The organism is Methylophilus sp., assembly GCF_052437885.1.
Classification (GTDB): Bacteria; Pseudomonadota; Gammaproteobacteria; order Burkholderiales; family Methylophilaceae; genus Methylophilus.
Genome location: NZ_JBQVPB010000007.1, coordinates 1 through 12,709 on the forward strand (window position 1 = coordinate 1; position 12,709 = coordinate 12,709).

The 12,709-nt window shown below is 54.9% G+C and carries 11 protein-coding genes; 5 read left to right on the plus strand and 6 right to left on the minus strand.

Annotated features, from left to right (window positions below):
- Positions 1-420: 420 nt before the first annotated feature.
- From ACT6RZ_RS08750 to nudB, 3 genes are all read right to left on the minus strand, one after another.
- Entirely contained in the window at positions 421-849 is a 429-nt protein-coding gene (locus ACT6RZ_RS08750) for an HIT family protein (protein ID WP_444701740.1), read from the minus strand.
- Positions 849-1,946: a quinolinate synthase NadA gene (gene nadA / locus ACT6RZ_RS08755; RefSeq protein WP_444701741.1), complete on the minus strand. Its 1,098-nt coding sequence runs from the start codon at positions 1,944-1,946 to the stop codon at positions 849-851. The genes ACT6RZ_RS08750 and nadA overlap by 1 nt, the downstream gene beginning before the upstream one ends.
- A 131-nt stretch (positions 1,947-2,077) precedes the next feature.
- Positions 2,078-2,533, minus strand: coding sequence for a dihydroneopterin triphosphate diphosphatase (gene nudB / locus ACT6RZ_RS08760; RefSeq protein ID WP_444701870.1), 456 nt, complete (start codon positions 2,531-2,533; stop codon positions 2,078-2,080).
- A gap of 201 nt (positions 2,534-2,734) precedes the next feature.
- Between nudB and ACT6RZ_RS08765 the strand changes: the two genes are divergently transcribed.
- From ACT6RZ_RS08765 to ACT6RZ_RS08775, 3 genes are all read left to right on the plus strand, one after another.
- Positions 2,735-4,012 (plus strand): TolC family protein, encoded by a 1,278-nt coding sequence (locus ACT6RZ_RS08765; RefSeq protein WP_444701742.1) that lies wholly within the window; start codon positions 2,735-2,737, stop codon positions 4,010-4,012.
- A 2-nt stretch (positions 4,013-4,014) separates the two neighbouring features.
- Positions 4,015-5,181, plus strand: a complete 1,167-nt coding sequence (locus ACT6RZ_RS08770) for an efflux RND transporter periplasmic adaptor subunit (RefSeq protein ID WP_444701743.1) — start codon at positions 4,015-4,017, stop codon at positions 5,179-5,181.
- A 67-nt stretch (positions 5,182-5,248) separates the two neighbouring features.
- A complete protein-coding gene (locus ACT6RZ_RS08775; protein ID WP_444701745.1) occupies positions 5,249-8,341 on the plus strand; it encodes an efflux RND transporter permease subunit in 3,093 nt (1,030 codons plus the stop codon).
- A gap of 387 nt (positions 8,342-8,728) precedes the next feature.
- Here ACT6RZ_RS08775 and ispH read toward each other — a convergent pair whose 3' ends face one another.
- The gene (ispH, locus tag ACT6RZ_RS08780; RefSeq protein WP_444701746.1) at positions 8,729-9,706 is read right to left on the minus strand and encodes a 4-hydroxy-3-methylbut-2-enyl diphosphate reductase; all 978 of its coding nucleotides are present in this window, start codon (positions 9,704-9,706) and stop codon (positions 8,729-8,731) included.
- A gap of 106 nt (positions 9,707-9,812) precedes the next feature.
- On the opposite strand from ispH, the gene purU reads away from it, so the two are divergent.
- The gene (purU, locus tag ACT6RZ_RS08785; RefSeq protein ID WP_444701747.1) at positions 9,813-10,667 is read left to right on the plus strand and encodes a formyltetrahydrofolate deformylase; all 855 of its coding nucleotides are present in this window, start codon (positions 9,813-9,815) and stop codon (positions 10,665-10,667) included.
- A gap of 72 nt (positions 10,668-10,739) precedes the next feature.
- Here purU and lysA read toward each other — a convergent pair whose 3' ends face one another.
- Together lysA and lptM are read right to left on the minus strand one after the other, a co-directional pair.
- Complete coding sequence (gene lysA / locus ACT6RZ_RS08790) at positions 10,740-11,984, minus strand: diaminopimelate decarboxylase (protein WP_444701748.1); 1,245 nt, start codon at positions 11,982-11,984, stop codon at positions 10,740-10,742.
- Complete coding sequence (gene lptM / locus ACT6RZ_RS08795) at positions 11,981-12,115, minus strand: LPS translocon maturation chaperone LptM (protein WP_379058604.1); 135 nt, start codon at positions 12,113-12,115, stop codon at positions 11,981-11,983. The genes lysA and lptM overlap by 4 nt, the downstream gene beginning before the upstream one ends.
- A gap of 167 nt (positions 12,116-12,282) precedes the next feature.
- Here lptM and ACT6RZ_RS08800 point away from each other — a divergent pair, with 167 nt between their 5' ends.
- Positions 12,283-12,696 carry a type IV pilin protein gene (locus ACT6RZ_RS08800; protein ID WP_444701749.1) on the plus strand — a complete coding sequence of 138 codons (414 nt, stop codon included), beginning with the start codon at positions 12,283-12,285 and terminating at the stop codon, positions 12,694-12,696.
- Positions 12,697-12,709 lie beyond the last annotated feature (13 nt).

A 12,709-nucleotide genomic window follows, 5' to 3' on the forward strand; every position in this document is an offset into this window, starting at 1 on the left:
TAGCGCAGTCAGCGTGGGAGGGGTCGGCCAGCGTCTGTTCGAGTTCCGCGGTGGCTTGCGCAGTGTGCAAGCCGCTAGGGCGAGTTTCGTTGGACGCCCACGCTGATGAGCAACGCAGGAAACAAGCGGAAGCTAGGGTGCATTTCTTTTGGTTACGTTTTCTTTGGGCAAGCAAAGAAAAGTAACTCGCCTAGAGGCGAAAGAAAATGCCGAAACAGAGCTCGAACATACCTCAAACAGAGCGCTGAGCCATTCAAAGAAATACCGATTAGAACTTCACAGATAGAGCATCACTCACTTTGCAAGGTCGGCATAGTTTGTGAAAGCAAAGAAAAGAAACTTACGTAGAGACGAAAAGCAGCGGTAAAAGATCGCGATGAACAAACGTATATTACAAAAGTGTAGATTGCAAAAGTCTACCTAACCCTCTAGCGCACATTCCACCCGCTCCGACACCACCCTCTGCAACTGATCCCTAACCGCCTTACTCAGCCCTTGCACCTCGGAATCCCTGACTGGCTCTGCCCAATGGCTATTCGGAAAGTGCCTGTCACTCTCGAATCGTGGGATCACGTGCCAATGCAGATGTGGCGTCTTATTGCCTAAACTGGCCAGGTTGACCTTGTCCGGCTGTATGGTCTCCCGCAGTGCTGCCTCTACCGCAAACACCACGCGCATGGTGCGTGCGCGGTCTGCCGGGGGCAGGTCGGTCATTTCCTTGATATGCGCTGATAATTCGACACGGCAGTAAGCCGGGTAATCAGCATCATTGAGCAGCACTACGCGGCAGAAGTCATCCTGCCACAGGATATCTTGCGGGGCAGGCGCGCACAGCGCACAGTCTGTCATCAGGAGACCGCCAGCATTCTGTCCAGCGTCAATTTAGCCAGTTTGGCTTCATGTTCCGGTACTTTGATCTGGTTTACGACATTGCCTTCTGCCAGGTTTTCCAGGCACCAGGCCAGGTGTTGCGGGTCGATACGGGCCATGGTCGAGCATTCGCAGACGACGTGGCTCATAAACTGCACCAGTTTGTTTTGCGGTTTCATTTCTTCGGCCAGGCGGGTGACCAGGTTGAGTTCGGTGCCGACCAGCCATTTAGTGCCGGGCTCGGCTTCGCTGACGGTGCGCAGTATATATTCGGTGGAACCGACATAGTCAGAGTTGATACACACTTCAAAAGCGGTTTCAGGGTGCGAAATGACTTTGCCATCCGGGTGCTGAGCGCGGAATTGTTCGATATTCTGTTTGCGGAACATCTGGTGCACCGAGCAGTGGCCTTTCCATAACAGGATCTTGGCATCCCTGATCTGCTGCTCGGTCAGGCCGCCCATGGGCAGGTCTGGGTCCCACACCGGCATTTGCTCCAGCGGGATACCCATTTTGTAGCCACTCCAGCGACCCAGGTGCTGGTCGGGGAAGAACAGGATCTTTTCGCGCTGGCTAAAACCCCATTCCAGAATCTTGGGTGCGTTGGTGCTGGTGCAGACGATGCCGCCATGCTCGCCGCAGAACGCTTTCAGGTCGGCAGCGGAGTTGATGTAGGTGACCGGGGTGATGGTCTGGTCAAAGTCCAGCACTTTGCTCAGCTCGCGGTAGCTGCGCTCTACTTTGGCCAGGTTGGCCATATCCGCCATTGAACAGCCGGCAGCCAGGTCGGGTAATACGACGATCTGCTCGGGGCGGCTCAGGATATCAGCCACTTCGGCCATAAAGTGCACGCCGAGGAAAACGATGTATTCGGCATCCAGGCTTTCGCAATATTTTGAGAGCTTGAGCGAGTCACCTGAGAAATCGGCATGACGGTACACGCTTTCATGCTGGTAGTGGTGGCCGAGTATCACCAGGCGCTTGCCCAGTTTCTTGCGTGCAGCCAGAATACGCGCCTGACAATCATCGTCTTGCGCGGTTTGGAATTTCTCAAATTGAATGGTGGCAGTTTGCATGCTTTTCAGATGTCGGGCCCAGCCCGGCTTTCATAAAAATGGTATTTTACAGCCGATCACGATTTATCCAAATCGGATAAATCCAAATTAAGATTTATCCCAATCGGATAAATCCTAATCATATAAGGTACTCATAATACTAGATGGTGGCGCTCACCCAGTTTTTTCAAGGCGTCTTCGTTAGTCCAGCTAAATACTTTTTTGGCAGCATCGCGCCAGTCCAGCCATTCATAGCGCACATGCTCGTCTGCAGCCAGAGTCACCGCTAACGCAGAAGGGACACATAAACCAAACAGGTGCTCGGTATTTTCAACCACGCCGGGCGCATAACGATGGCGCCAGTGCGGGTAGATCTGGTAAACATTGCTGGTCTGCCAGTCCTGAAAATCATAGGCCAGCGCATCCAGCCCGGTTTCTTCCCTTACTTCGCGCACGGCGGCTTCTGCCGGGGTCTCATTGCCTTCTATGCTGCCGGTGACAGATTGCCAGTAGCCGGCTTTATCGGCACGTTCCAGTAACAATATCTGCAGCTCGGGCGTGTATATCAGGACTAGGGCGGAAACCGGGGTTTTGTAAGGCTGGGTCATGCGGACATTGTCCATGAAATGGGCCGCTATTGTCTATGCTTGTTGTCGTCACAACTGCCATGCGAAAGGCCGTTTTTTTGAAAGATTGTCGTAAGCGATACGCGGTATTATGATTGCAAAATAACGGCTAGCACATAAAGGGTATCTTCAATGCTGTGGCGTCAATCAAGGTTTGTTTGCTGTGTGTTGTTAGCGGTCTGGATGCCCCCCCTTTATGCAGAGAGTGCAGCGGTAGCCGATTTACAAACTATCCCGCTTGATCATTTGACCCTGCCGCAGGCCGAGCAGTTGTTTGCCGGTTACAGCCGCGAGCTGCTGGCCGCCAAACGCTCGCTGCAATCGGCTGAGGCAGATACCCTGATCGCCGGTCAGCGCCCCAACCCGGTCTTGTCTGTCGGTGTCTCCAGCCTCAACCTCAACCGTGGCCAGGGCAATAACAACCAGAATGGCAGCAACGGCCTATGGGACAAAACCTACAATTCCACGCTACAGGTCAGCCAGTTATACGAGCGCGGCAATAAACGCGAGCTGCGCACTTCTGTCGCTGAAAATGCGGTCAAAGCGTCTGAATTCGATTTAAAAGAGACTTATCGCAAGCAGGCGCTGGCAATGGCGACCGCTTATTATGACCTCAAGCTGGCGCAAGAGACGGTAGAGATACAGCAACTGAATGTAGGCCTGTATGACAAGACCTTGCAGGCAGCCGAGTTTCGTCTCAAGGCCGGCGATGTCGCTTCGGCTGATGTAGCGCGCATACGGGTAGATGCCCTGCGCGGCAAGAATGATCTGCGTCAGGCGCAAGCGGGCTTGCAGAAAGCGCAGGCGCAGCTGGCTTATTTGATCGGTAAAGATCAGGATGCGGCCGCGCTGTATGTGGCCGACCCATGGCCGACGCCAGGCGCCGAATCCGCCGTGCATGAGGGCGACACCTGGTTGACAGAGCGTTCAGATATCCGGGCCGCCGAGGTGCGCATGCAGCAGGCGCAAGAAGCCAGAAAACTGGCTGAATCCCTCAAAACCAGAGACCTGACCTGGTCACTGGCTTACCAGCATTTTCCCGGGCAAGAACCTGGGTCCGGGCCGGATACCGTAGGCGCAACAGTGAGTATCCCCTTGTTCACCAACTATCAGTATGAGGGCGAAGCGGCGCGTGCCGAAGTCGATTACAACGCCGCCACCGACGCCAGAGAACAGGTGAAAGCTGCGGCACTGGCTGAGATGCGCAGTGCCAAAGCCGACCTGGAAGCGGCCATCGATAAAAACCGTCGCTTTGACCAGAATATCCTGACCGAGGCGCAAAAAGCCTCTGACGCCGCCGAATTCGCCTATCAGCACGGCGCCATGAGCGTGATGGACCTGCTGGATGCCAGGCGTATCCTGCGCGCTCTGCAGCTCGAATCAGCCAGTGTCAAAGCCGATTATGCCAAGTCTCTGTTTGCCTGGCTGGCGGCTACCCATCAAGTTTTTAATACACCATGACCATGAAAACCACCCTATACCAGATGCGTTTACCCTTAATCCTGAATGCGCCTGAACGGCGATTGGCTGGCTGGCTGGTGCTGCTGACCGGCCTGGCGTGTTCAGCCCAGACCACACATGCTGCAGAGAAAAATGCAGCGACAGCGCGCGTAGCCAACGAGATCGTGCTCACAGCCGGGTCGCCACAGGTCGCCAGTCTGAAGGTGGAAGCGGTGACCGAGATCCCGGTGCCGGTGACAGAGCCGCTCAATGGCAAGATCATGCTCGATGAGAACCGCACGGCGCGCGTTTTTTCGCCGGTTGCTGGCCGCGCCATGGCGATCAAGGCGCAAGTGGGTGACCAGGTCAAAGCCGGGCAGGCCTTGCTGGTGATGGATTCGCCGGATGTGGGCGGCGCCGTGGCCGATGCCCGCAAGGCGCAAGTCGATCTGCAGCGTAAACAGCAGGTGCTGGATCGCAACCGCATGTTGATGGAAGGCGGCGTGCTTGCCAAAAAAGAAGTGGAGACTTCGCAGGCAGATTTTTCCCTGGCTCGTGCCGAATCAGACCGCGCCGTAGCACGGCTGAGAAATCTGGGTGTTTCCACGGCCGGCAATGATAATTATGCTTTACGCTCGCCTATCAGCGGCACGGTGGTAGACCGCAAGATCAACCCGGGTAGCGAGATCAGGCCAGATGCAGCCGACCCTTTGTTTATCGTGACTGACCCCACCAATCTGTGGGCCAGTATCGATCTGCCGGAACGCGACCTGAGCCGCATCACGCAAGGGCAGAAAGTCAGTGTGCAGGTGGATGCCTACCCGGATGAGGTGTTCAGCGGCGAGGTGAGAACCATAGGCGTGATGGTGGATACCACCACCAGGCGCATCCCTGTGCGCTGCGTGATCGAGAGTAAAGGCAAACTCAAGCCGGAAATGTATGCACGTATCACACCGCTGGATAACAGCCGGCACAAGGTCATACGCCTGCCCAATAGCGCGCTGATCACCGAAGGCCTGTATAGCTACGTGTTTGTTGAAGAGCGTCCGCTGCATTTCAGAAAGCGGGCGGTCACGCTGGATGTGCAGCGCAGGGAGTACGCCACCGTCAAGCAAGGCTTGCAGCCTGGCGAACGGGTAGTCACCGGCGGCGCTATCCTGCTGAATTCCGATCTGTCGGTGAATAAATAGCGTTGCCAGTCACGCCATCCTCAACCAAAGTCCGCTGCGCCATGCACCGGTACATTGAAAGCCAGACATGTTAAAAGGGTTAATCACTTTCTCTCTGCAACAGCGCGTGTTTCTGCTGATAGGCGCGGTGGTGTTGATGATATTCGGCTGGTTCGCGGTGCAGAACCTGCCGATAGAATCTTTCCCCGACGTGGAAGATGTACACGTGGTGATCGTGACGCAATCGCCCGGCATGGCGCCGGAAGAAGTCGAGCGCGTTGTCTCGTTACCGATAGAGCATGGCATGAGTGGTGTACCTGGCCTGACGCAGATACGTTCGGTCTCTATCACCGGGTTGTCGGTGGTGACGCTGACCTTTTCCGAAAACACCGCCGATTATTTCGCCAGGCAGCAGGTGCTGGAGCGCTTGCAGGGCGTGAGTCTGCCTAACGATCTGCAGCCGACACTGGCGCCGCTGACCACCGCGGTAGGCGAGATCTACCGCTACCTGGTCGAGGCACCAAAAGACATGCCGCAGCGCGAGGTACGTGCTATCCAGGACTGGAAGATCATCCCGCAGTTGCGCATGGTGCCTGGCGTGGCCGATATCACCAGTTTTGGCGGCGCGGTCAAAGAGTACCAGATCAAGCTGGACCCGCATCTGCTCAAAAAATTCGCAGTCAGCATAGACCAGGTCAACCAGGCCGTCAGCCATAACAGCAGTAATGCCGGTGGCGGCTTGATGCACAGGGGCGACGAATCGCTGGTGGTGCGCGGCATAGGCCTTTATCGCAATGTGGATGATATCGCGCAGTCTGTGGTCGATACCCGCGATGGCAAGCCTATCCTGATCGGCGATCTCGGTGAAGTCACCGTTGGCGACCGCCCGCGCTCTGGCATCGTGTCATTCAATCAGCAGGACGACATCATAGAAGGCATCATTCTGATGACCAAGGGCCAGAATGCGGCCAAAGTGATTGAAGCCTTGCGTGAGAAGGTGGTGCAGGTCAACCAGACCCTGCCAGACGGCGTAAAGATCGTACCGTTTTATGACCGTACCGGGCTGGTGGACCACACTGTGCATACCGTTTCCGAAAACCTGATCGTAGGCGCGCTGCTGGTGGTCGCCATCCTGATCATTTTCTTGCGTAACTGGCGGGCGGCCCTGATCGTCGCTTCGGTGATCCCCTTATCGTTATTGTTTGCGTTTATCGTCATGGATCTCCGCGGTGTGTCTGCCAACCTGATCTCGCTGGGTGCCGTCGATTTCGGCATCATCATAGACAGTGCAGTGGTGCTGGTAGAAGCGCTGATGGTGCGGCTGGCGGTGGCCGAAACAGACAACAATCCGGCCCATTCCGGCCTGGCCTGGCGCATGCAGACGCTGAAAAATACCGCCATCGATATGGGTCACCCTATCCTGTTTTCCAAAGCCATCATCATCACCGCTTTCCTGCCTATCTTTACTTTCCAGCGGGTGGAAGGCAAAATCTTCTCGCCCATGGCCTTTACCCTGAGTTTTGCCCTGTTGGGTGCTATTTTGCTGACCCTGACCCTGGTGCCCGCCTTGCTCTCCTACACCATGAAACGTGAGGATATGGCAGAAAAACATAGCACCTGGATGCAGAATATCCAGGACGCCTACCGTAAGATATTGCTCAAGAGCGCCAGCGCCAGAAAGCTGGTGGTGCTGGTGTCTGTCGCGGTGCTGGTGTTGGCGATGTTGTGCGCGCCCATGCTGGGTTCAGAGTTCTTGCCCAAGCTGGATGAAGGCAATATCTGGCTGACCGTGGATCTGCCTCCCTCTGCCAGTCTGGAGAAAACCAAGGAAGTCGAACGGCATATACGCCATATCCTCAACAGTTACCAGGAAGTCAGGCTGGTGGTGGCGCACGTCGGGCGGCCGGATGATGGCACCGACCCCAAAGGGCCGTATCATATGGAGATCCTGGCCGACCTCAAACCGCATAGCGAATGGCATTTCGCCGATAAAGAAAGCCTGATCAAGGATATTTCACGGCGTATCCATGAAATTCCCGGTATCCCGACCAATTTTTCGCAGGTGATACAAGACAGTGTAGAAGAAGCCTTGTCCGGCGTAAAAGGTGAGATCGCAGTCAAGATCTTTGGTCGTGACCTGAGCATACTCGAGCAGAAAGCGGCAGAAGTGGTGGATGCCATGAATAGAGTGCGCGGCGCCACCGACGTGGCCGCGGTGAGGATCTCAGGCAACTCTGAGCTGGACATCACGCTGAACCGCAGTCAGCTGGCGCGCTATGGCCTGCTGGTCGACGATGTCAACAACACCGTACAGACCGCACTGGCCGGCAATGCCGCCAATACCTTTTATGACGGCGACCGCCATTTTGATGTCACCTTGCGCCTGGAAAGGTCGTATCGCGACTCGGTGGATGATATCGATGAGCTGCCTATCGCACTGCCGAATGGCGCCGGCAGCATACCGCTCAGCGAAGTGGCCGAAGTGACTATCAAACAGGGTGCCTCGCGCGTCAGCCGCGAAGCAGGTTCGCGCATCGTATCCATCAAGGCCAATATCACCGACCGCGACCAGGGCAGCTTTGTGCAGGAAGCCATGCAGACAGTCAAGGAGCGCGTCAAACTGCCGCCTGGTTATACCATGACCTGGGGCGGGCAATTTGAGAACCAGCAGCGCGCGATGAAGCGCCTGATGGTGATAGTGCCGCTGTCTGTGCTATTGATCTTTGTGCTGCTGTTCTGGGCATTCAAGTCGGTGAAGAACGCGTTGCTGGTTTTGCTGATGATCCCGTTCGCGCTGGTCGGTGGTTTGGCCGGGCTGGCGGTGGCAGGCCTGCATTTATCTGTTTCTGCCGCGGTAGGCTTTATCGCGCTGGCCGGTATCTCGGTGCAGAACGGCGTGATCATGGTCGAGCAGATGAAACATCTGATGCGCGAAGGCAAACGTGCCAGCGAAGCGGTGATCGAAGGCGCGGTCGCACGCTTGCGCCCTATCCTGATGACCGCGCTCATGGCGGGCATAGGCCTGATGCCGGCCGCCCTGTCGCATGGCATAGGTTCAGAAACGCAAAGGCCATTCGCAGTCGTGATCGTGGGCGGCCTGGTCACAGCCACGCTGTTCACGCTGTTACTGCTGCCTTTGTTGTTCCCCATGTTCACTGACGAACGCCGCCGTAAAGTTTGAGTAGGCCGCCAGTTTGGTTTTTATAAGCCAAACTGGTGGTTTAAAACAACCGCTGCTCAGGCGCGGATTTGTTAATTCTGTTATTTAATGATAAAAATCAGAGGCTTGCGTCAGCCTTCAGCCTGGCATATTAAATGCTATCTAATTTATATACTATTTAATTGCAGGTGTGAGATCAGTGGTTTCGTCATCTCAAGAATCACGATGTGATCGAGTTATTGCATAACAACAATGAGCAATTTTTCCCCTAATTATCCTTTCCCGAGGATATTGCTTGAGCCCAGACCTAGTGTTTGGGTTTTTTTTGCCTGTCACCGCTGGCAGTGACGCACTGGATAACATGAGAACCTGGCGCAATTGGCGACCCGCTTCTGCAGAGCCTGCTGCTTAAGGGGTAGTGGGGGTTTGACGGCGTTTCTCAGCATTGACCAGGTTTTTCGGTAGCTGGAACACCACATTCTCGACCACGCCCTGCAGTTCTTCGACCTGGGCTGCACCCATGGCATGCAAGGCCTGTATGACTTCCTTGACCAGGACTTCAGGCGCGGAAGCGCCGGCTGAGATCCCTATTTTTGTTTTACCTTTTAACCATTCCGGCTGCAGCAGGCTGGCGTTATCCACCATATAGGCTTCCACGCCCTGGTTTTTAGCCACTTCACGCAAGCGGTTGGAGTTGGAGCTGTTAGGCGAGCCGACAATGATCACCAGGTCGCAATCCCTGGCCATGATCTTGACTGCGTCCTGACGGTTTTGCGTGGCGTAGCAGATATCATCGCTTTTAGGCGCTTTGATATTCGGAAAGCGCGTTTTTAATGCGTTGATCACTTGCGTGGCATCGTCAACCGATAGCGTGGTTTGTGTGACAAAGGCCAGTTTTTCAGGGTCAGCCACTTGCAGGGCAGTCACGTCCTCAGGCGTTTCCACCAGATACATGCCGCCGGCTTCGGATTGACCCATGGTGCCCTCGACTTCCGGGTGGCCTTTATGGCCTATCATGATGATCTCCAGGCCTTCTTTACGCATCTTGGCGACTTCGATATGCACCTTGGTCACCAGTGGGCAGGTCGCATCAAAAGCGGTCAGCCCGCGTGACTCTGCCTCTGCGCGCACCGCTTTGGAAACGCCGTGCGCACTGAAAATAACGATATTGCCTGCCGGAATCTTTTCCAGCTCATCAACAAAGATAGCGCCTTTTTCGCGCAGTTGGCCGACCACGAATTTGTTATGCACCACTTCGTTGCGCACATAGATAGGCGCGCCGAATTTTTCCAGGGCCTGTTCGACAATAATGATGGCGCGGTCTACCCCGGCGCAGAATCCGCGCGGGTTAGCGAGTACGATATTCGGTGAGTCATTTGTTTGCATAAATCAATTCCGTGTCGGAGGTCGCTGCATTTGCGCCAGTGTATGCCAAGGTCTAGCATGCATCAGGTATAATCGGCGTTTTGTTGCCAGTTACCCGCCAAAAGTTATGAAAAACACTGCTACTTTGCTGATTACCTGCCCGGATACCAAAGGGATTGTGGCGGCGATTGCGCAATTTCTGTATGAGCACAATGCCAATATTTTACACGCAGACCAGCATCAGGATGCGGAAAATAATCTGTTTTTAATGCGGGTCGAGTGGGATCTCAGTGATTTCAACGTGGCGGTGGCTGATTTTGAGCAGGCATTTGCCCCGGTTGCCCAGCGCTTTGCCATGACCTGGCAATTGAAACTTTCCGAACAAAAGACCCGTATGGCCATCATGGTCTCGCAATATGACCATTGCCTGGCAGACTTGTTGCACAGGCACCATAGCGGTGAACTGGCTTGTGATATTCCGCTGATCATCAGTAACCATAAAGACACGGAAAAGCTGGCGGCGTTTTATGGCATAGATTTCCATTATCTGCCCATGACCAGGGAAACCAAGCCTGAGATAGAAGCGCAACAATTCGCATTATTCGATCGCTACCAGATCGATCTGATCGTGCTGGCGCGTTACATGCAGATTTTGTCACCAGAGTTTGTGGCCAGGTACCCACAAAGAATCATCAATATCCACCATTCTTTCCTGCCGGCTTTTATCGGTGCGCGCCCATACCACAGGGCATTCGAGCGTGGCGTGAAACTGATAGGGGCCACCAGCCACTATGTCACCGAAGTGCTGGATGAAGGGCCTATCATTGAGCAGGACCTGGCGCGCATCTCGCACCGCGACCAGGTGGAAGACCTGATCCAGAAGGGCAGAGACCTGGAGCGTATCGTATTATCGAAAGCCGTGCGCTGGCATATAGAGCACCGCATCCTGCTCTATGCGAACAAGACGGTGATCTTTGACTAGCTGAATATCTGCCGCCAATAAAAAACCGAAGCTTGAAGCTTCGGTTTTTTATTGGGCATTCGCTACGCAGCGCTAGGGCAGGGTACGCTCCAGTTTAAACAGGTCGGCGATCTGCTCGCGTTCGCGGATCACATGTACCTGGTCGCCATCCACCAGCACCTCTGCCGCGCGTGCACGCGTGTTGTAGTTGCTGGACATGCTCATGCCATATGCCCCGGCAGAGTGTATGGCCAGGTAATCACCTTCGTCTATCGCCAGCTGGCGGTCATGGCCGAGAAAATCACCACTTTCGCAGACCGGGCCCACGACTTCATAGATCTGTGCCTGGGCTGAAGAGGCGGCAATGGTGGTGATGTTGTGGTAGGCATCATACAGCGCCGGGCGCATCAGGTCGTTCATGGCGGCATCGACGATGGCAAAGTTCTTGCTCTCGCCCGGTTTTAAATATTCCACTTTGGTCAGCAATACGCCGGCATTGCCAACCAGGGCACGGCCAGGCTCGAACAGCACTTTCACGCCACGACCTGCCAGTTTTTGCATGATGGCTGCGGTGTAGGTGGCAAAATCGGGCGGGGTCTCGTCGCTGTAGGTGATGCCTACGCCACCACCGACATCGATATGCCGGATATGGATATTGCGTTGTGCCAGGGCATCCACCAGGCCCAGCACTTTATCCAGCGCATCCAGAAAAGGCGATAACTCGGTGATCTGCGAGCCTATGTGGCAATCGACGCCATGCACCGCGATATTCGGCATGCTGGCCGCTTGCTGGTACAGGTCCAGCGCATCTTCAAACGCCACGCCGAACTTGTTGTTCTTGAGGCCGGTGGAGATATATGGGTGGGTCTTTGCATCTACATTCGGGTTCACGCGCAATGAAACCGGGGCGATGGTGCCGGTTTCGGCGGCCACCTGCTGGATACGGTGTAATTCGTTGATGGATTCCACGTTAAAGCAAAGAATGCCGGCTTGCAGTGCAGCGCGGATCTCGCTGTGCGATTTACCCACGCCGGAGAACACCACTTTTTTCGGGTCCCCGCCGGCGGCGATCACGCGTGCCAGCTCACCGCCCGAGACGATGTCAAAACCTGCGCCCAGACGGGCGAACAGGTTGAGGATGGCAAGGCTGGGGTTGGCTTTCACCGCAAAACAGATCAGGTGCTCATGCCCCAGCAACCCGGCCTGAAAACGCTGGAATGTGTCGGTCAGCGCGCTTCTGGAATAAACGTAGGTCGGGGTCTGGTGTTGTGCGGCGATATCGCGCAAAGCTACATTTTCGGCATGTAGCAGGCCATGTTGGGTATTGAAAGCAGTCACTGGGCAGGGGTTTTTGGTTGAGGTTGAGGGTACTGGCGTTCGGGAATATATAAATCACCCTTGAGCCCGCACGCGCTTAATTGTGCCAATAACAGGCTTAGCGCTAATAGTCGCGTCCAGAACGAAAGCATAATTCACAGTCCGATTTAAACAGACCTGCATTTTATCACTAAACCGCAAGCGCTTGATGGCGTGCGTGTGTGACCGCTTGTCGGCTGAACATCGCCGCTGGTCAGCCGGCGCTGGACATACGTCTGTACAGTTCGCATGATGGGCGCATCGTAAAAAAGGTGTCTATATGATGCGCAGCTCAGTGCAACACGGGTTCAGCCTGGTCGAAGTCATGGTAGTGGTCGCCATTTTGGGCATATTGGCCAGCATTGCCGTGCCTGGTTATCAGAATTACATCAGAAGCGGCAATTCGGTAGAAGCACCGGCCAACCTGGCTAATTGCCGGGTACTGGCAGAGCAGTTTTACCAGGATAATTACACCTACATCGGTTTTACCTGTAACCCGGCGGATGCCAGATTCTTTGATTATTCCATAGACAACCAGACGGCGACTACCTATACCCTGAAAGCGACAGGCAGGTCTGCGCAGAACATGGGTAATTTCGAGTTCACCGTTAATCAGGATAACGCCAAGACTTCAAAATACGAAGGTACCACCGGCAGCTCGTGCTGGTTGACCTCTTCATCGGGTAGTTGCTAGCTATGCAGCAAAG

Coding starts and splice junctions, on each gene's coding strand:
- ACT6RZ_RS08750 (WP_444701740.1), bottom strand. CDS start 849: ATGACAGACTGTGCGCTGTGCGCGCCTGCCCCGCAAGATATCCTGTGG.
- nadA (WP_444701741.1), bottom strand. CDS start 1,946: ATGCAAACTGCCACCATTCAATTTGAGAAATTCCAAACCGCGCAAGAC.
- nudB (WP_444701870.1), bottom strand. CDS start 2,533: ATGACCCAGCCTTACAAAACCCCGGTTTCCGCCCTAGTCCTGATATAC.
- ACT6RZ_RS08765 (WP_444701742.1), top strand. CDS start 2,735: ATGCCCCCCCTTTATGCAGAGAGTGCAGCGGTAGCCGATTTACAAACT.
- ACT6RZ_RS08770 (WP_444701743.1), top strand. CDS start 4,015: ATGAAAACCACCCTATACCAGATGCGTTTACCCTTAATCCTGAATGCG.
- ACT6RZ_RS08775 (WP_444701745.1), top strand. CDS start 5,249: ATGTTAAAAGGGTTAATCACTTTCTCTCTGCAACAGCGCGTGTTTCTG.
- ispH (WP_444701746.1), bottom strand. CDS start 9,706: ATGCAAACAAATGACTCACCGAATATCGTACTCGCTAACCCGCGCGGA.
- purU (WP_444701747.1), top strand. CDS start 9,813: ATGAAAAACACTGCTACTTTGCTGATTACCTGCCCGGATACCAAAGGG.
- lptM (WP_379058604.1), bottom strand. CDS start 12,115: ATGCTTTCGTTCTGGACGCGACTATTAGCGCTAAGCCTGTTATTGGCA.
- ACT6RZ_RS08800 (WP_444701749.1), top strand. CDS start 12,283: ATGATGCGCAGCTCAGTGCAACACGGGTTCAGCCTGGTCGAAGTCATG.